The following is a 19,441-nucleotide window of genomic DNA, read 5'->3' as shown; positions in this document are numbered from 1 at the left end:
TCTTTGTTATCATGCAGATAGATATATCTTCACAGTGTTTTAGCGCATCTTTATTAACTTAATATTAACCAATGCGCGCGACATTAATTTCATTAACCTATTAACGATCATGGGTGGTGAGGAATGGCGGGCATCGAGAGAGTGACTAGGCTACAATCGGAAGAAGGCTGAGGGGTATATGGCGACCGGTAGGCGCCTAACGAACGATTGAATGGATTGAAGAACTATGCATGAGTCACTGACCATCGCTCTGTTACAGGCACGCGAAAGCGCGATGGGTTTCTTCCGCCCGATATTGAAACGCTACAACTTAACCGAGCAGCAGTGGCGTGTGATCCGTGTCTTGGCTGGGAATCATTCTGTCGATTTCCATCAATTGGCCAGCCAAGCTTGTATATTACGTCCCAGTTTGACCGGGATCCTGTCACGGATGGAGCGGGACGGGCTGATCTTTCGCCTGAAACCTGTCAACGATCAGCGCAAGTTATATGTCTCCCTCAGCCAGCAGGGACAGACGTTGTATGAGCAGGCTCGCGCGCAGATTGAGGCGGAATACCAAGCCATCGAACGCGCCTTCTCCAGCGAAAAAATGGCGCAACTGACAACGTTGCTGGAAGCGTTTATTGCCCTGGGCACGCGCCAGCAGACGGGACAAGAGAAAATATCCGACGATACTCCTCACCTTGAACCCCAAGATTGAGACGACCTCCCCATACGGCGGCGATATAACGGGCGAGGTAAGAAGCCAGCCTCCTCTCCCTCGCCGCTCACTTAATCACAAGTCGACAACACGCAATTAACAACACACTACCAGGTTCTGTCCCTATCCCCCCGCTTCCTCGGTTAGATTGCCTGTTGCAGCAGAATTCCTATCGTCATCACACTTTCATCGGTGTCATGGAAAAGTACAAGTTTTTACCTAGATTTTACATTCCATCAAACTTATTACTCCCCATAATCGGTAACCGTGCCCCATCGACACGGATGAACGCATAGGCTTACCCGGCCTATCGCCGACGCCACGCGACTGCATAGCACGCTTACTCAATCAAAGGAGCCTGAGCGATGATGACCACCGACAACCCCATGCTGGACAAGTTACGTCCGATTTTGCCGAAGATTGCTGCCAATGCCACGCTAGCTGAGCGCGAACGCCGTGTCCCGGCAGAGAACATCGCCTTGCTAAAAGGCATCGGTATGCATCGCATGTTCCAACCCAAGACCTATGGCGGCCTGGAGATGTCGCTACCGCAGTTCACCGACTGCGTCGCCGCGCTGGCAGGCGCCTGCGGTGGCACGGCTTGGGCCTTCAGCTTGCTCTGTACCCATAGCCATCAATTAGCAATGTTTTCCCAACGCTTACAGGATGAAATCTGGGGCACCAATCCCGATGCCACCGCCAGTAGCAGCATCGCCCCATTCGGTCGCATAGAAGAGGGCGACGGCGGCGTCTATCTCAGCGGTGAAATGGGCTGGAGCAGCGGCTGCGACCACGCCGACTGGGCGATCGTGGGTTTCAATCGTATCGATGCCATGGGCGAGAAAATCTACTGTTTCGGCGTGATCCCTCGTCAGGAGTACCAGATCCGCGATGACTGGTACGCCAGCGGCATGAGCGGCAGCGGATCGAAGACGCTGATCATCGAAAACACGTTTATTCCCGAACACCGTATCGAGATCGCGAAGAACATGATGGAGGGACGCTCGCGCGGCTTTGGGCTCTATCCGGAGAGTGATCTCTACTATGCCCCCTATCGCCCCTACTTCGCCTGTGGCTTCGCCGCCATCGGCTTAGGGATCGCCGAACGCATGCTCGTTGCCTTTAAAGAGAAGACCCAGAATCGCGTACGCGCCTACACCGGCGCCCGTGTCGGCACCGCCACACCGGCCTTGATGCGCCTGGCCGAATCCACTCATCAGGTCGCCGCCGCTCGCGCCTTCCTGGAGAAGACCTGGCAGGAGCACGCCGCATTTGGCCGTCAGCATCGCTACCCGACCCGCTCCGAGTTGGCCTTCTGGCGCACCAATCAGGCCTATGCGGTGAAGATGTGTATCGCCGCCGTGGATCGCTTATTCTGCGCTGCCGGAGCCACCAGCTGGCTGAGTGATAACGAGATGCAACGCCTGTTCCGCGACGCCCACATGACCGGCGCCCACGCCTACACCGATTACGATGTCTGCGCCCAGATCCTGGGGCGTGAACTGATGGGGCTAGACCCCGATCCAAGCATGGTTTAACCACCGAGGATGTTGTGATGATGCAGACTACAGGGAATGGCCTCGACCCGCGCGCCTTGCGTCAGGCGTTGGGAAACTTTGCCACCGGCGTAACCGTAATCACCACCGCCGGCCTTGACGGCGTCGATGTCGGCATGACGGCCAACAGCTTTAACTCCGTTTCACTTGATCCCCCCTTGATCTTATGGAGCATCGATAAGCGTGCTGGCAGCTATCCACACTTCGCTCAGGCCAGCCACTTCGCCGTGAATATTCTCGCCGCCGATCAGATCGCGCTTTCCAACCGCTTCGCGCGCCCGGCAGAAAATAAATTCGCTGGACTGGAATATGCACGCGGCATCGCCGATATACCGTTACTGCATGACTGCGCCGCCCGTTTCCAGTGCGAAAAGTACCAACAGATCGATGCCGGTGATCACTGGATCTTGATTGGCAAGGTCGTCACCGTCGACGACTTCGGGCGTGCACCACTGCTGTACTGTCAAGGCGCCTATTCGCTGGTGTTACCCTATCCACGTCCCACCAAGGCGTCCCCTGCCCCCGGCGCTGAGCCGGCGTCGCTAGACAACAACGTTTACTATCTGCTCACCCAGGCCTTACGCAGCTACCAATCCTACTACCAACCGCGCCAACGCGCCTGCGGGCTACGCACCAGCGAAGCCCGTATGCTGCTAGTTCTGGACACCCCCCGAGAGATGTCAATGGAGCAGCTGTTGTGTGAGGTCGCGATGCCCCTCCGAGAGATCGGGGAGGCAGAAGATGCACTGCGCCGTAAAGGATTGGTTGCCCCGGTTGGTAGCAATTACTGCCTGACCGAGGAGGGGAAGGCACAGGCCGCTATGCTACGCGACATTGCCGACCATCAACAGCAACAGGTGCTTGCCGGTTTCAGCGTCGAAGACATCGCGCTATTAAAAAAGATACTGCGCGCTATCCCACACGCTTGCCAAACGCTGAGTTCCGTCATGAAATAATCCCCAAAGCGCGTTCATTCCCCGCGGCTGAACGCGCTTTTTCTCCCCCACTTTCTCTATTGCTCAATCAGCCTACGCAGCCTCACGCTCGCACTGCTGCGCAAAGGGAAGAGGCCCCCTAACGACAGCGTGAGCATCATGAATAAAAAGGGTCCGCTGACGCCGCGATGGCCGGGGCGTCGCCCGGCCTGTGGCCATTCCGCCCCCGCTTACCAGAGAGCCCGCGGACGCGCCCTCCCGCCGTCAATTCCGTAATATCCCGCCACGGGTCGCGATATCCCGACCATATTTTGCTATAAATAAGACTACGTTAACTCATGAGCGCGTGGTCTATGGAACCCCTGCATGCCGTCGTTCTTACCATCAGCCTGTTCGTCCTGACCTTCTTCAACCCCGGCGCGAATCTCTTTGTGGTGGTGCAAACCAGCCTGGCCTCCGGACGGCGGGCCGGAATGATGACCGGTCTCGGCGTCGCGCTCGGCGATGCGTTTTACTCCGGGCTCGGGCTGTTTGGCCTGGCGACGCTGATCACCCAATGCGAGGCGCTCTTCGCGCTCATTAAGATCGGCGGTGGCGCCTATCTGCTCTGGTTCGCCTGGCATAGCGTGCGCGCTCAGGCCTCGCTGCCACTACTCAGCGTGCGGCCCTCCGTCAGCGAACCCTGGCACATCTTCTTCCGCCGCGGGCTGCTGACCGATCTGTCAAACCCGCAGACGGTGTTGTTCTTCATCAGTATCTTTTCGGTGACCCTCAGCGCCGACACGCCGCTTTGGGCTAGATTGGCGGCCTGGGGCGGGATCGTACTCGCATCCATCGTCTGGCGCCTGTTCCTGAGTCAGGCCTTCTCTCTCCCTGCGGTACGCCGTCTCTACGGACGGATACAGCGCGTCGCCAGCCGGGCGATCGGCGCAATTATCGGGCTGTTTGCGCTCAGGCTGATCTATGAAGGGGTCAGTCAGCGCTACTGAGCCGCGCATCCACGGGCGCACAGCGGCCCCGATCATACTGAAGTATCAGCGAGCGGGTCAGGAAAGTGAAGAACTGAAAGAGGCTCGGGCGAAAATCAGTCGCATTCTTACCGATAAGGTATCTGGCTGTTCTACCGATAGAAAGAGGCTAGACTTGCTGCGGATGAAAATAGAAGAAGGTGATGTCATTCTGGTGAAGAAGCTAGACCGCTTTGGTCGCGATACCGCCGATATGATCAAGCTGATACAAGCGCTTGATGCTTAGGGGGCGTTTTGTTCATCGATGACAGGATCAGCACAGATGGAGAAATGGGAAAAAGGATAGTCACTATCTTGTTGGCCATCGCCCAAACCGAACGGCGGGGAGTTCTGGAGCATATGAAACGAAGGCCGGGAGGAAATGAAGCTGACGTTTGGTCGCAAACGTGTCATAGACAGAAACAGTGTACTGGCGTTTCATCGCAAGGGGGAAGAACACAGCTGAGATAGCACGGAAGTTTAGTATTTCTCGCTCCATGAGATATCAGATTCTGAGAGATACAAAAATATAATAATATATCCACAGACTATACTATCTTTTTTATTAAGAGATAAAATTGATTATGACAGGATCATAATATCTAAGTTTATATATAATGGTTAACTGAGTGGATAATAAGATATATAATATTAAATACATCAACAAATAAACCAAGCTATCAAATACATTTAAAAATGGCGGAGAGGGCAGGATTCGAACCTACGACACGATAAATCGTGTGGACTCAGGAAATTTTTCAATTACCATAATCTGGCTTAGACCACTCGCCCACCTCTCCATATTCAAGTCGCAAATATAGAATCATATGTACCGTATAGATTAAAACGTTTAAGTGATATTTTGTGACACAAATCGCAAACAACAAACCTCATCATTTATCAGTTTTTATTATTCGACGTGAGTAGAAAAACTAGAGATACAGTTGATGTAGGTTCTACTGGGTTTGTGATTTATCTAGGGAGAAACATTATGGCGGGTATTGAGTTACTGACCTTAAGGGATGATAGCTTTTATCAGACAGCAGAGCGCGTTATTTTCAGGGATTACAAGTGTAATTGCACAAAAGGATGGAAAGATACGGACAGATTCTATATTTATAAGGCAGATGAATCTGGGATAATGGAAATATTCAGTGATGAAATTAGTGACTGTAACTTAGATGCTCTGATTGACTTGGCCAGGGCTTATCTTAGCGATAACATTATTATTTCAGGAGGACACACGGTCGTAAATCTGGACAACCGATTTTCAGTAAGTAATAAGGTAAAAAAATCAGCCAAATTCTGCATCGATTATATAGTAAAATCAAAGAAATCGTTAAACATTCAGCCTGATTTCCTAATGGAAATCAATGATTTTTATATGGAAAAAGCGATGGGCATGAAATTGATGGTGCTAATCAGTATAGAAAAATGGCAACATCACCGTATATTATTCCAGAGATAATAAATTCCTACATCAAAGAAAATAACAAACACTATGGCATCGACATCAGGTCATTTTATGTTAGTGAAAAGACTATGGCTGATCGATTTAAAAGACACATCAAAAATACAATGGATAAAAACACTTTGTTTAATCGACAGGATAGCAGTCTCTTAATGACTGTAGGCGAACATACCTTTGCCATTATAGAGGATAATAAACCTACCTGCGCTGCAGGAAATGCAGCCACATTTAGGGCGATTAGGTATAAAGTTTCCTCCAACAAGATCTTTGATAATTACACTTCTCATATTGGTGTATTCCCACTGTGCTCACGAATCAATGTGCTTAATGGATATAGGGCTGCGTCAGTGTTTTATGAAAATCTATCTTTACCTTCGCTACTGATATTTTTCGGAAAGTCCTGTTTTGAATAACTCTTGTAAATAATCAGCCTCTAACATGGGCATTATAACCGAGTAATACCATGAGAATTTCATATTTATATTGGCATATAACATTCTTTTCTACTGCCTTTGGTGCCGGCATTTTCTTTTTACCCCAAGCGGTAGGCCCGACTGTATTTGGGATAATGCCTTTTCTTGTTTTTATCACTGGTGCCATGCTGGTTTCACTAATGGCTCACTATCTATTTTTTAAATTTATTAGTTGTCATCCAGAGAAGGATTTTTTGGCAGCCTCCTCAAAATTTATTGGCAACAGATATGCAGTTATAACCTGTACATTATTTATATCATCAATGATGATTATCGTTTTAATAAACTTCATAACACTGGTTAATGTGGTGAGTTCATTTATCCATGACAGTTTATTGGTCCGGTTTTGTGTCTCTCTGTTGTTAAGTTCAACGCTTTCTATAGTTTGGCTACGTTTCAATGCTGATGTTGAAAAACTTATTTCACGGATAGCTCTTCCTTCAATCATTTCAGTTGCAGTAGTTGCCGTGTTTTTTTCTTTCAACCAATCAGATATCCATTATCATACTCGCCGGATGTGGATTCTATAAATGACCTCACATTGCTACCTATTTTTCTTTTTACCTTCAATTTTACGCCATGCATCCAGCGCTTCATTAAAAGCGCGAAAATTCCTGACGCACGAAAGCTAATCGCCGGGAAAATAATTATTTTTGCTTTCACCATTATTTTTGTCATTGCAGTAAGTCGATTGTTAACACCAAAAGATATTTATATTATTAATTCCAGAAATATTGATGCTCTTTCTTATACGGCGAGTCTTACCGGTAAACATGTAGTGTGGTTTGGTGCAGCACTACTTCTTTCTCTATTGACTACTGGCGCCTATACAGGAACGCTGACTGGAGTTATCGACGGGATTGCTTCTTTCAGGTCATTTAACAAGAAAGTTATTTTGAGTTGCAATACTCTTATTTGCACTGTGATTGGAACTACAAATCCAAGCATAGTAAAAATAATTGCTAATGGTTCGATTCCGATCATTATTACTACGGTGTTCTTTATTCCATCTGTATATTTTATAATAAATGGAAATTTACTGATGAGAACCATAGGATTCCTGGTACTACTTAGTGGCACTACTGTGATAGCAACGCTGTTTATTTAGCCCCTATCCCAGTACATAAACATCTCCGGTTGCCGGAGTGACTAGTTCCGGCAACCACATCCCCCCCCATTTACCAGTACAATGACAGCCCATTATTTTATCTGGCTTTTGGCGGTGTAGAAACTGCCTCACCTCCCAGAGGTTACGGGGTGACGCACAGCGCAGGTGAAAACCACCGAAAAGAGCGTGAATATGATTTATTCCGGTTATACTCTGGCAGTGACGCACAATATCAATGAGTCCGCGATGTCCACAACCGATAAAAATTACCAGTCCGCGATCAGATTTATAGATCAGAACCCCTTCATCTTTTACATAATCTACTCTCACATTTCGCCCTCCGGTGATACCATATGCCTGCGGTTTGGCCACAGGGATCTCCCCTGACCACATAAAGCGTTTTCCGATATGTAGTGGAATACTGCTATATTCCATACGGAGACGTGAATAATCAATGTCCAGCGACAATTTTTTTACTCTGGCGCTACAACCTGGAAATCTTATGGCCGCGTAGCGCTCACTGGACACTTGGGGATGGCATATGATCCGGCATTTATCAGGCAACCATGGAACACCGCCACAATGGTCATAATGACCATGTGAAATAACAGTAGCAGTTAGGCTGCTCAAATCGATCCCCATCAAGGCTGCGTTATGTAGGAAACTATCATCAGGTCCTGTATCAAACAAAATTGAATCACTTCCATCCTGGATAAACAAACTGAGCCCAGCTTTAGCACGAAGAAAATTTATAGAACCGGAGCGAAGCCGGTTTTCCAGCAGGACGCTGATGGTTATAGATATGTTCGCTTTTTCCCTAGAGTGATTAGTTACCGCCGGGCAGCAACACCTCTGTGATATATAGTTGGATAATACCCCATTCCCGAAGTAAAACACTATTTATATGCTGGCAGCCGTAGAGCATCTACGTGCTCAGGGTGAAATACTGAATTATGAAGATATCGCACGATTTTCCCCGCTTTGTTATGAACATATCAATATGTCAGACAAGCTGGCAGAGCAGGTGATCTGAGGCTATTATAAGGAGACATCAAAGAAGAAAGATATTTCTTAATGAGAAACTTCGCTCCATTGGACCTAAGATCCCTTTTAGCTATTGACACTCAACCGGTCGTTTATGTGATAGCCCCACTGTCACTGGTCGCGGAAAAATCTAGCGTTCCGGTATAGACCCTCCCGGATACGTAAATCACACATGCCTTACAGCGGGGGATGGATCATGAAAAATGACGGATTAGCAGCTCGGCGCGCGGCCGCCATTGCAGAAGATTGCGGTTTCACTAAAGAGCGGCTGCGTGATGAGTTCAGAATGAAATCCGCCCCCAGAAAAAGAATCGCTAAGGTAGTATAAATACCCCTACGGCGGCCGGTACGGTATATACCACATAGCAGGTTGCGTGCCCACGTGGGAGCAACGTCCGCCAACGACCTGCCGCTGTGCATCTTGCCGTTATCTCTAAACTTAACCGCGCCAGTGACCAGCAGGCACGAAAAGCCCATACCTAGCTGAGCCAGGAGCCGCTGTTTCTAGATAGTATCTCATACAAGCTGAAGACTGATAGCATATTGAGAAGTACAAAAACTAAAAAGGCCCAAGCTAATGATAGCTCGGGCCTGAATTTTGGCGGAGGAGTAGAGATTCGAACTCTAGGAGCTGTTACACTCGACGGTTTTCAAGACCGCTGCCTTAAACCACTCAGCCACTCCTCCGCGATGGGGAAGACTATATCCAGCGCCACCCCGCTTGTAAAGGCCACCCCGGTGCAAGTGCTGCCAAAATCGGCAATGCGCGCGCCGTTTGATCCCTTTTTGCGCAGCGCGGGATAAAAAGCGCGCATCACACCGCCGCGACGGCGGCAGAGGTGCGTAAAGATGGGTAAACCGTCTTTCTGCTTTTTATTCCAATAATTATATTTTAGTCTGGGTTGAGGGATACCATTCGCATTGGGCAGGAAAACAATGTCTTGCCGCCGTCGCGCTGGCGTCATCTCATCCGATACCTATAACACAACGAGAGAATCTTCGTATGGATCGTATTGTCGTTTCCTCTACCTCTGCGCGCAGTTCACTGCTGAGTACGCACAAAGTCCTGCGCAATACCTATTTTCTGCTGGCGCTGACCCTGGCTTTCTCCGCCTTAACCGCCACCGTCAGTACGGTCCTGATGCTGCCGGCGCCGGGCCTGCTGCTGATGCTGGTCGGCTTTTATGGCCTGATGTTTCTGACCTACCGCCTGGCCGATCGCCCGGCCGGTCTGCTGGCCGTATTCGCCCTGACCGGCTTTATGGGCTATACCCTTGGCCCGATCCTCAGCAGCTTTATCGCCAGCGGCGCAGGCGATCTGATCATGCTGGCGCTGGGCGGCACCGCACTGGTCTTCTTCTGCTGCTCCGCCTATGTGCTGACCACCCGTAAGGACATGTCTTTCCTCTCCGGTATGATGATGGCCGGTTTTGTGGTGCTGCTGCTGGCCGTGGTCGCGAATCTGTTCCTGCAGCTGCCGGCGCTCTCTTTAGCCATCAGCGCGCTGTTTATCCTGTTCTCTACCGGCGCTATCCTGTGGGAGACCAGCAATATCATTCACGGCGGAGAAACCAACTACATCCGCGCCACCGTTGGGCTGTATGTCTCGCTGTATAACCTGTTCATCAGCCTGCTCAGCCTGCTGGGATTCGCCCGCAGCAACTGAGTCGCACCCCGCTCTGCGCCCCGCCACCGCGGGGCGTTTTTTTGGGCGCCGTTTGGCGCCCGCCGGGCCTTGGGGTACACTGAGCGGCGTTGTTTGCCTGTTAGGATAAGTTACCATGTTAGAGTTTGACGGCCGTTGCATTGAAACCGACGCCCAGGGATATCTGCTCAATAGTCAGGAGTGGAGCGAAGCGCTGGCCGAGATCCTGGCGCTGCAGGAGGGGATCACCCTGAGCGAGGCGCACTGGGAGGTCGTACGCTTCGTGCGTGAGTTTTACCAAACCTTCAATACCTCACCGGCGATCCGCATGCTGGTGAAGGCCATGACGCAAAAATACGGCGAGGAGAAGGGAAACAGCCGCTATCTGTACCGCCTATTCCCCAAGGGACCGGCGAAGCAGGCCACCAAAATAGCCGGGCTGCCCAGACCGGTAAAATGCATTTAATCCTCCCGGCGCCGCCGTCGGCGGCCTCAATAGCGGATCTCAAAACGCTGAAAATGCTGCAGGGGACGCGGCTCCGTATCGACCCGAACGACCCGGGCATAGCGGGGGCCGCCGGCTGACAGCCAGCGCAGCAGCTGCGCCACCGCCGACGCCTCACCCTCGACCAGTACCTCAACCCGACCATCGTCCAGGTTGAGGGCATAGCCGGTCAGCCCCAGCCCCATCGCCTGACGCTGGGTGCCATAGCGGAATCCCACGCCCTGCACCCGCCCACTGACATAGGCTGCCACACACTCTCTTCCCATTGCGCGCTCTCCCTGGCCACACCGTTTCCCTCTATCATAGCGCATTCGCGCGCCGCCGCGTCACGTAGGAGCGGGGCCACGTTAGCCCGGCGCGAGGTCACCCACGGTGCATCGGGGCCGAAAACCTCGCCGCTCGCGCCTGGCCCTGGGCTAAAATGACCGCCGATAATGCTCTCGACCCGTTACGGGACACGCCCTAGTGCCTCCGCCCACATTCGGCTATGATAGCCGCCCGCCGCTTCCATAACTGTATATTGAAGGTGAATCTTGGCCCGTTTAATCCTCGCCAAAGGACGCGAAAAGTCCTTACTCCGCCGCCACCCCTGGATTTTTTCCGGCGCCGTGGCGCGCATCGAAGGCAATGCCGTCAGCGGTGAAACGCTGGACGTCTGCGACCATCTGGGCAAGTGGCTGGCCCGCGCCGCCTACTCTCCCCAGTCCCAGATCCGGGCCCGCGTCTGGAGCTTTGACCGGGATGAGAACATCGATCGGGCCTTTTTCGAACGCCGTCTACAGCAGGCTCAGCGCTGGCGTGACTGGCTGGTCGAGCGCGATGATCTGACCGGCTATCGCCTGATTGCCGGAGAGTCCGATGGCATGCCGGGGATCACTATCGATCGCTTTCAGGATACGCTGGTGCTGCAGCTGCTCTCCGCCGGCGCCGAATACCAGCGCGCTACGCTGTTAGACGCCCTGCACGCCCTCTACCCACAGTGCGCGATCTACGATCGCTCCGATGTGGCCGTACGCAAGAAAGAGGGGCTGCCCCTCGCGCAAGGTCCGGTATCCGGCGCCCTGCCGCCCGATCTGCTGCCTATCCGCGAACACGGTATGCAGATCCTGGTCGATATCAAGGGGGGCCACAAGACCGGCTTCTATCTTGATCAGCGCGACAGCCGCCTGGCGGCCCGCCGCTTTGCCCGCGATGCGCATGTGCTGAACTGCTTCTCCTATACCGGCGCCTTCGCCGTCTCGACCCTGATGGGCGGCTGCGCCCACGTCACCAGCGTCGATACCTCACAGGCGGCGCTGGATATCGCCCGCCAGAACGTCGCGCTTAACGGACTGGATCTGGCGCGCGCCGACTTCCTGCGCGACGATGTGTTCCAGCTGCTGCGCCGCTACCGTGACGAAGGGAAAACCTTCGATCTGATCGTCATGGATCCGCCCAAGTTTGTTGAAAACAAAAATCAGCTCGCCGGCGCCTGCCGCGGCTATAAAGATATCAACATGCTGGCCCTGCAGCTGCTGCGCCCCGGCGGCATCTTGCTGACCTTCTCCTGTTCGGGGCTGATGCCGACCGACCTGTTCCAGAAAATTTTGGCCGACGCCGCCGTCGACGCCGGACGTGATATACAATTTATAGAACAGTACCGTCAGGCCGCCGATCACCCGGTCATTGCCACCTACCCAGAGGGACTGTACCTGAAAGGATTTGCCTGCCGGGTCATGGGCGATCGCTAGGCGATCCTGGCGCCGGTGAGACAATAGACGAGGGCGTGTCCCGTAACTGGCCGTGAGCACCGACGCCGCACACCGTTACGGGGTATGCCCTAGCGTAGACTTGAAACAGGCATTTCCACCCGCATATTACACGGAGTCTTCCCCGAAAAAGTAGACGCAGCGGTTGCAAAGGAGGTCATATGATTACCAGCAAATTTGGCATTGGGCAGCAGGTTCGTCACAAACTGTTGGGATCGCTGGGCGTAGTGATAGATATTGACCCCGAATATGCCCTGGATGACGCCCCGGATGACGATGATCTGGGCGCCAACGAGGTTCTGCGCCACGCCCCCTGGTATCACGTGGTGATGGAGGATGAGCAGGGCCAGCCGGTACATACCTACCTGGCGGAGGCCCAGCTTGATGGCGAGAGCAGCGACTCGCATCCAGAGCAGCCGTCGATGGACGATCTGGCGGAGTCCATTCGGGCTCAGCTGCTGGCGCCCCGCCTGCGCAACTGAGCCGGCCGCCCCCGCCTCGGCGGGGGCCGTTTTTTCCTTACGCCCCGCGCGTTATCCCCAGCCTCGGAATCTCGATCTTCGGACAGCGGTCCATCACCACCTGCATCCCCGCCGCCTGGGCCAGCGCCTGCGCCTGCGGGCTTATCACCCCCAGCTGCAGCCACAGCACACCGGCGCCCACGGCGATCGCCTCCCGGGCAACCGCGACGGCGGCCTCAGCGTTGCGAAAGACATCGACCATATCGATGGGATGCGGAATATCCGCCAGCGCGGCATACACCCGCTGTCCCAGCAGCGTCTGTCCGGCCAGCTTTGGGCTGACCGGCGTTACCCGATATCCCTGCTCCAGCAGGTACGCCATCACCCGATAGCTGGCCCGCTCTGGCCGCTCGCTGGCGCCGACCAAGGCGATATGATGCACCCGGCGTAAAATCAGCTTAATCGTTTCATCTTCCATTGCGGACTCTCCGGAAAAAAGTGATATTCTCAGCTTAGATCGCCCGTGGGCGGCGGGAAAGGTTTTTTGACGAAGCGCGCTGAAGCCCCTTATAATGTAAAAATATGTTAACGGGAAATGTTTTGATACACCTCATCGGCCATTGGATCCGTTGGCATCATGCCCTTCGCCTGAGTAAATTTGAGGACCCCATGCGATCACGTGTTTTACTGGCTCTAAGCTGCGGCGGGCTGCTCTTTTGTCACGCCCTGTCAGCCACCACGCTGAAATTTGGCAGCGATGTCGAGCTGTTGGCCATCGACGGACAGCCATTGCCCGCGGCGCTGTTCAAAAGCGCCAACAGCCTGGAGCTGGACGCCGGTATCCACCAGATGCTGTTTCGGGTCGCCAAGCCGCTGACGGCAAACGGAGAGCCCCATTACTCGGCTCCGCTGATCGCCGTCTTTGATACCCGGGAGGCCACCTCGGTGACCATCAAGCTGCCGCGCATCGGAGACGATCGGGATATCCGTCAGCTGGAGCAGACGCTGAACTTCGAGCTGCTCAACCACCGCGGGATCCCGCTGGAATACCGCGCGGACGTCCTCAGCTCGCCGCCCGCCGGCGACTATCGCCAGCAGCTGCAGCGCTATAACCACAGCGCCGCCGCCGCCGCCCTGCCTGCGCTTACGCGTTGAGCCGCCGGGCGCCGCCCGTTCACTTTCGCTTTATTGTCCCTTTCTTGCGCCGCGTCGCGGCGCTCCGGGCGATATCCTGATAGGGTATCGCGCGTGTTTCATCGCGGCTTACGCCCCGCCTCGACACAGCGCTGCCAACGCGCCAAACGCCGTGCGCGCAGCGCATGGGGCATTGCGCCGCCGGGGTTAATGCCCCGCGCCGCGGGACACCGCCCATAAGACTACTTTTTCTGATAAAGGCCAACAGCATGGAAATGACCACCCGAACTCTCCCCAGCCGTAAACGCATCGCCCTGGTAGCACACGACCACCGCAAACAGGCGCTGCTGGAGTGGGTCAACAGCAACAAGCCGCAGCTCAGCGAACACGAGCTCTATGCGACCGGGACCACCGGCAGCCTGATCCACAGCGCCACTGGGATCCCAGTACACTGCATGCTGAGCGGCCCCATGGGCGGGGATCAGCAGGTCGGCGCGCTGATCGCCGAAGGCAAAATCGACATGCTGGTGTTCTTTTGGGATCCGCTCAACGCCGTACCGCACGATCCGGACGTGAAGGCGCTGCTGCGCCTGGCGACCGTCTGGAATATTCCGGTCGCCAACAACCGCGCCACGGCGGATTTCCTGATAAGTTCGCCGATGTTTGCCGGCGAAATGCCCATCGCCATTCCCGACTATCAGCGCTATCTTAACGAACGCCTGATCTGATGCGGTTCGCAGGGCGGGCCGTCAGACGCCCGCCCTGCGGAGATTACGCCTTACGGCGCGCGACGGCGCCCAGACGCTGCAGCGCGGCCACGAAGCGTGAGGGCCGCAGCGGATCCTGCAGCAGCCACACCCGGTGACGGGCGCGGGTCAGCGCCACATACAGCAGCCGCCGCTCTTCGGCATCGGGGAACGCCTCCGCCGCGGGCAGCAGCACCTCCTCGATCACACTGGGAGCCTCCGGCGCGGGAAAGCCATCCCGCCCCTCATGCAGCCCCAGCACGATCACATAGTCCGCCTGGCACCCCTTGCTGCCGTGCAGGGTCATAAAGTGGAGATCCAGCCCCGGCCAGCGCGTCGCGGCGCGATCCAGCAGCGCCGGCCGCAGGTGATGATAGCGCGCCAGGATCAGAATGGACTCATCGGCCCGCACATAGCCGCTCAGCTTATCGAGCAGCGCCTCCAGCTGGCTCTGCGGCAGCAGGGTGACCGACTGCCGATCGCCATCGCGCAGGGCGTTGAGCGTCTTCTTCGCCTGGTGTGGATTCTGCTGTACGAAACCATTGGCGATCTCGCCGATGCGGCGATTAAACCGGTAAGAGGTGTCCAGCCGACAGCACTCCCCCGCGCCAAAATAGTGGTGAAAGGCAGTTGTCAGCGTCAGCTGCGCGCCGCTGAAACGGTAGATAGCCTGCCAGTCATCCCCGACGGCGAACAGCGCGCTGTGGCTGTTCTGGCTGCGCAGCGCAGCCAGAAGTCGCGCCCGCTGCGGCGAGATATCCTGAAACTCGTCCACCAGAATATGTCGCCACGGGCTGATGAAACGCCCCTTCTCCAGCTGCGCCTGCGCCTGCTGAAGCAGCGCCGGAAAATCCAGCGCCCCCTCCTGCTTCAGCGCCGCCTTCCACGCCTTGAGCAGCGGCGCCAACAGGCGCAGACGCTGTTGAAACGGCGCACGCAGGGCCTCCGGCGCCTGTTCGACCATCGCCGCCTGACTGCCGCCGTGCTCGCGCAGCAGCCCGATCCAGTACGCCAGGCGAGGTACCAGACGCGCCTGCAGCGCGGTATCCTGCCAAAAGTCTTCCCGCTCCGGAAGATCGTCGAACAGCAGCGCCAGCCACTGGCGCCACCCTTTGGCCTGGCTTTTCTTCTCCGCGCACTGACGCTGCCACTCGGCGAGCAGAAAAGCGTCGCGCACCTCGTGATCGCTCGCCAGGCGTGAAATGGCCACCGGCCGGCGGGCCGTCTGATTAACGATATACAGCGCCAGCCCGTGAAAAGTTCTGGCCTGGACCTCCGCGCAGCCCGGCGTCTGCCGCAGCCGCTGCGTCATCTCTTGCGCCGCCCGGCGGCCGAAGGCCAGCGGCAATATCTGGCCGGCGTCAACCTGCCCGCCCTGCAGCAGCCAGGCACAGCGCGCCAGCAGGACGCTGGTCTTACCGCTGCCGGCGCCGGCCAGCACCAGCACATTCTGTTCGCCATTGACCACCGCCAGCGCCTGGCTGTCATTGAGCGGCGACGGCATGGCCTCGGCAAAAAAATCCGCCCGTTCGCTCAGCACCCGCTGGCTCCACCGGCGGTTATGCCGCTGACGGCGCTGCTCGCCCTCATCGCGCCACGCCAGACAGTCGTGGTACAGCGAGGCACAGGCCGGAAACGCCTCTAGCCGCTGCTCCGGCAGCGGCAGCGCCTGAAGCGTACGGTCGATATCCTGCGCCAGGGACGCCAGATCGGCGCGCGTCAGCCAGCCGTCGCGCTGCGTCAGCGCCTGCAGCGTCTGGCACTGGGCCTGCAGCACCTCGGCGCTGATCTGCGCCATCTCCTCGCTCCACCCGCACCAGCGTTGCATCAGCTGCTGATGAAATCGCTGTGTCTCCTGCCAATCCGTGCCATGCAGGCGGACAACCCGCTGATCCGGCAGCTCAAACTCCAACTCACCCCATACCAATCCCCGCTTGCAGCGCAGCGCCATCAGTTGGTTAAATGGGATCAGATACTGGTGCCGCTCTCCGCTGACCTCGATACCGGCGTTCAGCACGCGTACCCGATTATACGGATGCTGCGCCAGACGCTGTCCCAGCTTGGTGGCCCTGAGTTCCATGCCGTTTTCTACCTGCGTTGATTCCATCATATTGACCAGTTTACCCATGAATCGACGGCGCCTCTAGGCGCACTCCTACAATTGTACTCACCGTCGCGCCCGACCGGTGTCTCCCCTGCCCGCGGGGCAACGCGGCCAAAACGCAATGCGCCACGTTCCGGCCGCCGGAAAAACAGGGTAAACTGCATATAATTATAGCCAGTGTCATAATGAGTTAACCCTAATGAGAACCGTACTGAATATTCTGAATTTTGTGCTGGGCGGCTTTATTACCACCCTGGGCTGGCTGCTGGCTACCGTCGTCAGCGCCCTGCTCATCGTCACTCTGCCGCTGACCCGCTCCTGCTGGGAGATCACCAAGCTCTCCTTCATTCCCTATGGCAATGAGGCCGTGCACGTCGACGATCTCTACCCGGAGCGCAAAAACGGCCTGCTGAGCGCCGGGGGGACGCTACTGAACGTGATTTGGCTGGTTCTGTTTGGCTGGTGGCTGTGCCTGAGCCATATCGCGGCGGGTATTTTGCAGTGCGTGACCCTTATCGGCATTCCGGTCGGGATTGCCAACTTTAAGATCGCCGCCATCGCCCTGTGGCCGGTCGGGCGCCGCGTCGTTCCGATCGAGGTCGCGCAGGAGATGCGCCAGGCTAACGCGCGCCGCCGCTTTCAATAAGCCCGCTGCGCCATGTCCGTTTTTATCACGTTTGCGCCCAGCCTGCGCCGCTATGCCTATAACAGCGCTCTGCTGTATAACCTGCGTATATTTATTGCCCTGGCGGGTGCCGCCGGGGTTCCCTGGCTGCTGCACCAACCGCGGCTGACCATTCCCCTGACGCTGGGGGTCGTGGCCGCCGCGCTGACGGATCTCGACGATCGACTAGTGGGCCGCCTGCGTAACCTGCTGATCACCCTGGTCTGCTTTTTTATCGCCTCCGCCTCCATCGAGCTGCTGTTTCCCTATCCCTGGCTGTTTGCCGGTGGCCTGATGCTATCGACGGTGGGCTTTATTTTACTGGGCGCGTTGGGGCAGCGCTATGCGACCATCGCCTTCGGCGCGCTGCTGATCGCCATCTATACCATGCTGGGAACGTCCATGTACCAGCTCTGGTATCAACAGCCGCTGCTACTGCTGCTGGGCGCCGTCTGGTATAACCTGTTGACGCTGATCGTCCACCTGCTCTTTCCCATTCGCCCGGTACAGGAGGGACTCGCGCGCAGCTACAGCCAGCTGGCCGTCTATCTGGATGCCAAGTCCAACCTGTTTGACCCGGATCAGGAGGAAGATCTGAACCAGCCGCTGATCGACGTGGCGATGGCCAACAGCAATCTGGTCACCACCCTCAATCAGACCAAGCTGACGCTGCTGACGCGCCTGCGCGGCGATCGCGGACAGCGCAGCACCCGCAGGATGATGCACTACTACTTTGTGGCGCAGGATATCCATGAGCGCGCCAGCTCCTCGCACTTTCAGTACCGGCAGCTGAGCGACATGTTCCGCTACAGCGATGTGCTATTCCGCTTTCAGCGCCTGTTGATGCTGCAGGCCCGCGCCTGCGCGCAGCTCTCCCAAAGCCTGATCCTGATGCAGCACTACCAGCACGATCCCCGCTTCGAGCGAGCCTTCTGCCATCTGGAATCCACGCTGGAGCGCATCGCCACCCGCCATGGTCGCCAGCATACGTTGGTCAAGTCACTGTTCAATCTGCTGATTAACCTGCGCGCCATCGATGCCCAACTGGCCAATATCGAATCGGAGCAAACCCTGGAGGAGACCCGCGAAGAGGAGAGCACCCTCGCAGAGGATCGCATTACCGGCTGGCATGACATGCTGCAGCGTATCCGCCGCCAGCTGACGCCCCAGTCCGCGCTGTTCCGCCACGCGGTGCGCATGGCGCTGGTGCTGGTGGTCGGCTATGCCTTCATTCAGTTCACCGGCATGCAGCACGGCTACTGGATCATGCTCACCAGCCTCTTTGTCTGCCAGCCAAACTACCATGCCACCAAACGCCGCCTGTGGCTGCGGATCGTCGGCACGCTGGCCGGTATTCTGATCGGCCTGCCGGTGCTCTATTTTGTGCCGTCTCTGGAAGGACAGCTGCTGCTGATCGTGATCAGCGGCGTGCTGTTTTTCGCCTTTCGCAACGTGCAGTACGCCCACGCCACCATGTTTATCACGCTCTTGGTACTGCTGTGCTTCAACCTGCTGGGCGAAGGGTTCGAGGTCGCGGGGCCGCGCGTGTTCGATACCCTGCTGGGCTGCGCCATCGCCTGGGCGGCCGTGACATTCATCTGGCCTGACTGGCACTTCCGTCAGATCCCGGCGGTGATCGCCCGCACCCTGAACGCAGACTGCCGCTATCTGGATGCCATTTTAGTACAGTACCACCAGGGTAAATCTAATGCGCTGGCGTACCGTATCGCCCGCCGCGATGCGCACAACTGCGACGCAGAGCTGGCCTCCGTCGTCTCCAACATGTCGCTGGAGCCGCGCCATTCGGTGCAGTCCCAAGAGGCGGCCTTTCGCCTGCTCTGCCTCAATCACACCCTGTTAAGCTACATCTCCGCGCTGGGTGCCCACCGCCAGCGTCTGGACGACCCGATCATCCTGGCGCTGCTCAATGACGCCGTCTGCTATATGGACGATGCGCTTAACTATCAGGATGACGAGATCGTTCGCCGCACCCATCAGGCTATCGGGCAGCTGCAGCAGCGCCTGCTGACGGTCAATCTCCCCAGCGACAGCGCCGGACAACTGGTGCTGCAGCAGATCAGCCTGATGCTGGAGCTGCTGCCCGAGCTGACCCACCTAAAGGCTTCGTTGGTATAGCCGC

22 protein-coding genes, 2 tRNA genes and 2 pseudogenes are annotated in these 19,441 nt (G+C 56.0%); 17 read left to right on the top strand and 9 right to left on the bottom strand.

The genetic code is table 11. From position 1 onward, the window contains the following. The first annotated feature begins 226 nt into the window (after positions 1–226). The 5 genes and pseudogenes from hpaR to ETEE_RS14725 form a co-directional block, all read left to right on the top strand. Positions 227–700 (top strand): homoprotocatechuate degradation operon regulator HpaR, encoded by a 474-nt coding sequence (hpaR, locus tag ETEE_RS14745; protein ID WP_005286786.1) that lies wholly within the window; start codon positions 227–229, stop codon positions 698–700. A 365-nt stretch (positions 701–1,065) separates the two neighbouring features. Further along, complete coding sequence (locus ETEE_RS14740; RefSeq protein WP_200902834.1) at positions 1,066–2,238, top strand: p-hydroxyphenylacetate 3-hydroxylase oxygenase component; 1,173 nt, start codon at positions 1,066–1,068, stop codon at positions 2,236–2,238. A gap of 17 nt (positions 2,239–2,255) precedes the next feature. Further along, positions 2,256–3,212, top strand: a complete 957-nt coding sequence (locus ETEE_RS14735; protein WP_034164363.1) for a p-hydroxyphenylacetate 3-hydroxylase reductase component — start codon at positions 2,256–2,258, stop codon at positions 3,210–3,212. 332 nt (positions 3,213–3,544) lie between these two features. After that, positions 3,545–4,180, top strand: a complete 636-nt coding sequence (locus ETEE_RS14730; protein WP_034164364.1) for a LysE family transporter — start codon at positions 3,545–3,547, stop codon at positions 4,178–4,180. 73 nt (positions 4,181–4,253) lie between these two features. Further along, positions 4,254–4,731: pseudogene (locus tag ETEE_RS14725) on the top strand (recombinase family protein); the annotation flags it as partial. A gap of 164 nt (positions 4,732–4,895) precedes the next feature. Here ETEE_RS14725 and ETEE_RS21485 read toward each other — a convergent pair. Then, positions 4,896–4,998: transfer RNA gene (locus ETEE_RS21485), tRNA-OTHER, on the bottom strand. Positions 4,999–5,189: 191 nt separating this feature from the next. On the opposite strand from ETEE_RS21485, the gene ETEE_RS21995 reads away from it, so the two are divergent. Both ETEE_RS21995 and ETEE_RS21990 read left to right on the top strand, forming a co-directional pair. Then, the gene (locus ETEE_RS21995) at positions 5,190–5,666 is read left to right on the top strand and encodes a hypothetical protein (protein ID WP_225865163.1); all 477 of its coding nucleotides are present in this window, start codon (positions 5,190–5,192) and stop codon (positions 5,664–5,666) included. Beyond that, positions 5,633–6,082: a hypothetical protein gene (locus ETEE_RS21990; protein WP_225865162.1), complete on the top strand. Its 450-nt coding sequence runs from the start codon at positions 5,633–5,635 to the stop codon at positions 6,080–6,082. The genes ETEE_RS21995 and ETEE_RS21990 overlap by 34 nt, the downstream gene beginning before the upstream one ends. A 13-nt stretch (positions 6,083–6,095) precedes the next feature. On the opposite strand, the gene ETEE_RS21985 is transcribed toward ETEE_RS21990, so the two are convergent. Both ETEE_RS21985 and ETEE_RS21980 read right to left on the bottom strand, forming a co-directional pair. After that, entirely contained in the window at positions 6,096–6,269 is a 174-nt protein-coding gene (locus ETEE_RS21985) for a hypothetical protein (RefSeq protein WP_225865161.1), read from the bottom strand. A 48-nt stretch (positions 6,270–6,317) separates the two neighbouring features. Then, the gene (locus tag ETEE_RS21980) at positions 6,318–6,626 is read right to left on the bottom strand and encodes a hypothetical protein (RefSeq protein WP_225865160.1); all 309 of its coding nucleotides are present in this window, start codon (positions 6,624–6,626) and stop codon (positions 6,318–6,320) included. A 57-nt stretch (positions 6,627–6,683) separates the two neighbouring features. Here ETEE_RS21980 and ETEE_RS21975 point away from each other — a divergent pair, with 57 nt between their 5' ends. After that, positions 6,684–7,250, top strand: a complete 567-nt coding sequence (locus ETEE_RS21975; protein ID WP_225865159.1) for a hypothetical protein — start codon at positions 6,684–6,686, stop codon at positions 7,248–7,250. A 3-nt stretch (positions 7,251–7,253) separates the two neighbouring features. On the opposite strand, the gene ETEE_RS20360 is transcribed toward ETEE_RS21975, so the two are convergent. Then, positions 7,254–8,054: an MBL fold metallo-hydrolase gene (locus ETEE_RS20360; protein ID WP_071881950.1), complete on the bottom strand. Its 801-nt coding sequence runs from the start codon at positions 8,052–8,054 to the stop codon at positions 7,254–7,256. 88 nt (positions 8,055–8,142) lie between these two features. Here ETEE_RS20360 and ETEE_RS21355 point away from each other — a divergent pair. Further along, a pseudogene (locus ETEE_RS21355) lies at positions 8,143–8,253 on the top strand (Tn3 family transposase); the annotation flags it as partial. Positions 8,254–8,893: 640 nt separating this feature from the next. Here ETEE_RS21355 and ETEE_RS14705 read toward each other — a convergent pair. Then, positions 8,894–8,981, bottom strand: a tRNA-Ser gene (locus tag ETEE_RS14705). After that, positions 8,945–9,259 (bottom strand): hypothetical protein, encoded by a 315-nt coding sequence (locus ETEE_RS20345; RefSeq protein WP_071881925.1) that lies wholly within the window; start codon positions 9,257–9,259, stop codon positions 8,945–8,947. Before ETEE_RS20345 ends, ETEE_RS14705 begins: the two co-directional genes overlap by 37 nt. 38 nt (positions 9,260–9,297) lie before the next feature. Between ETEE_RS20345 and yccA the strand changes: the two genes are divergently transcribed. Together yccA and tusE are read left to right on the top strand one after the other, a co-directional pair. After that, a complete protein-coding gene (gene yccA / locus ETEE_RS14700) occupies positions 9,298–9,960 on the top strand; it encodes an FtsH protease modulator YccA (RefSeq protein ID WP_034164367.1) in 663 nt (220 codons plus the stop codon). A 115-nt stretch (positions 9,961–10,075) separates the two neighbouring features. Beyond that, positions 10,076–10,405: a sulfurtransferase TusE gene (gene tusE, locus ETEE_RS14695; RefSeq protein WP_034164368.1), complete on the top strand. Its 330-nt coding sequence runs from the start codon at positions 10,076–10,078 to the stop codon at positions 10,403–10,405. A gap of 26 nt (positions 10,406–10,431) precedes the next feature. Here tusE and yccX read toward each other — a convergent pair whose 3' ends face one another. After that, positions 10,432–10,710, bottom strand: a complete 279-nt coding sequence (gene yccX / locus ETEE_RS14690) for an acylphosphatase (protein ID WP_034164369.1) — start codon at positions 10,708–10,710, stop codon at positions 10,432–10,434. A 279-nt stretch (positions 10,711–10,989) separates the two neighbouring features. Between yccX and rlmI the strand changes: the two genes are divergently transcribed. Together rlmI and hspQ are read left to right on the top strand one after the other, a co-directional pair. Then, the gene (gene rlmI, locus ETEE_RS14685; protein WP_174434954.1) at positions 10,990–12,174 is read left to right on the top strand and encodes a 23S rRNA (cytosine(1962)-C(5))-methyltransferase RlmI; all 1,185 of its coding nucleotides are present in this window, start codon (positions 10,990–10,992) and stop codon (positions 12,172–12,174) included. A 179-nt stretch (positions 12,175–12,353) separates the two neighbouring features. After that, positions 12,354–12,674 (top strand): heat shock protein HspQ, encoded by a 321-nt coding sequence (hspQ, locus tag ETEE_RS14680; protein ID WP_012848137.1) that lies wholly within the window; start codon positions 12,354–12,356, stop codon positions 12,672–12,674. Between the two features lie 37 nt (positions 12,675–12,711). Here the strand turns inward: hspQ and ETEE_RS14675 are convergent, their stop codons facing one another. Further along, positions 12,712–13,131, bottom strand: a complete 420-nt coding sequence (locus ETEE_RS14675; RefSeq protein ID WP_034164371.1) for a CoA-binding protein — start codon at positions 13,129–13,131, stop codon at positions 12,712–12,714. 191 nt (positions 13,132–13,322) lie between these two features. On the opposite strand from ETEE_RS14675, the gene ETEE_RS14670 reads away from it, so the two are divergent. Both ETEE_RS14670 and ETEE_RS14665 read left to right on the top strand, forming a co-directional pair. Further along, the gene (locus ETEE_RS14670; RefSeq protein ID WP_034164372.1) at positions 13,323–13,808 is read left to right on the top strand and encodes a YccT family protein; all 486 of its coding nucleotides are present in this window, start codon (positions 13,323–13,325) and stop codon (positions 13,806–13,808) included. A 248-nt stretch (positions 13,809–14,056) separates the two neighbouring features. Next, positions 14,057–14,515 (top strand): methylglyoxal synthase, encoded by a 459-nt coding sequence (locus ETEE_RS14665; RefSeq protein ID WP_034164373.1) that lies wholly within the window; start codon positions 14,057–14,059, stop codon positions 14,513–14,515. Positions 14,516–14,558: 43 nt separating this feature from the next. Here the strand turns inward: ETEE_RS14665 and helD are convergent, their stop codons facing one another. Beyond that, the gene (helD, locus tag ETEE_RS14660) at positions 14,559–16,613 is read right to left on the bottom strand and encodes a DNA helicase IV (RefSeq protein ID WP_034164433.1); all 2,055 of its coding nucleotides are present in this window, start codon (positions 16,611–16,613) and stop codon (positions 14,559–14,561) included. Between the two features lie 223 nt (positions 16,614–16,836). On the opposite strand from helD, the gene ETEE_RS14655 reads away from it, so the two are divergent. Both ETEE_RS14655 and yccS read left to right on the top strand, forming a co-directional pair. Next, on the top strand, positions 16,837–17,283 hold the full coding sequence (locus ETEE_RS14655) for a YccF domain-containing protein (RefSeq protein ID WP_012848131.1): 447 nt from the start codon (positions 16,837–16,839) through the stop codon (positions 17,281–17,283). Between the two features lie 12 nt (positions 17,284–17,295). After that, a complete protein-coding gene (gene yccS, locus ETEE_RS14650) occupies positions 17,296–19,437 on the top strand; it encodes a YccS family putative transporter (protein WP_034164374.1) in 2,142 nt (713 codons plus the stop codon). Positions 19,438–19,441 lie beyond the last annotated feature (4 nt).

This window comes from Edwardsiella anguillarum ET080813 (assembly GCF_000264765.2).
In the GTDB taxonomy this organism is placed as follows: Bacteria; Pseudomonadota; Gammaproteobacteria; order Enterobacterales; family Enterobacteriaceae; genus Edwardsiella; species Edwardsiella anguillarum.
The sequence above is the reverse complement of the archived record's forward strand: the minus strand, read 5'-3'. Positions and strand labels throughout refer to the sequence as shown.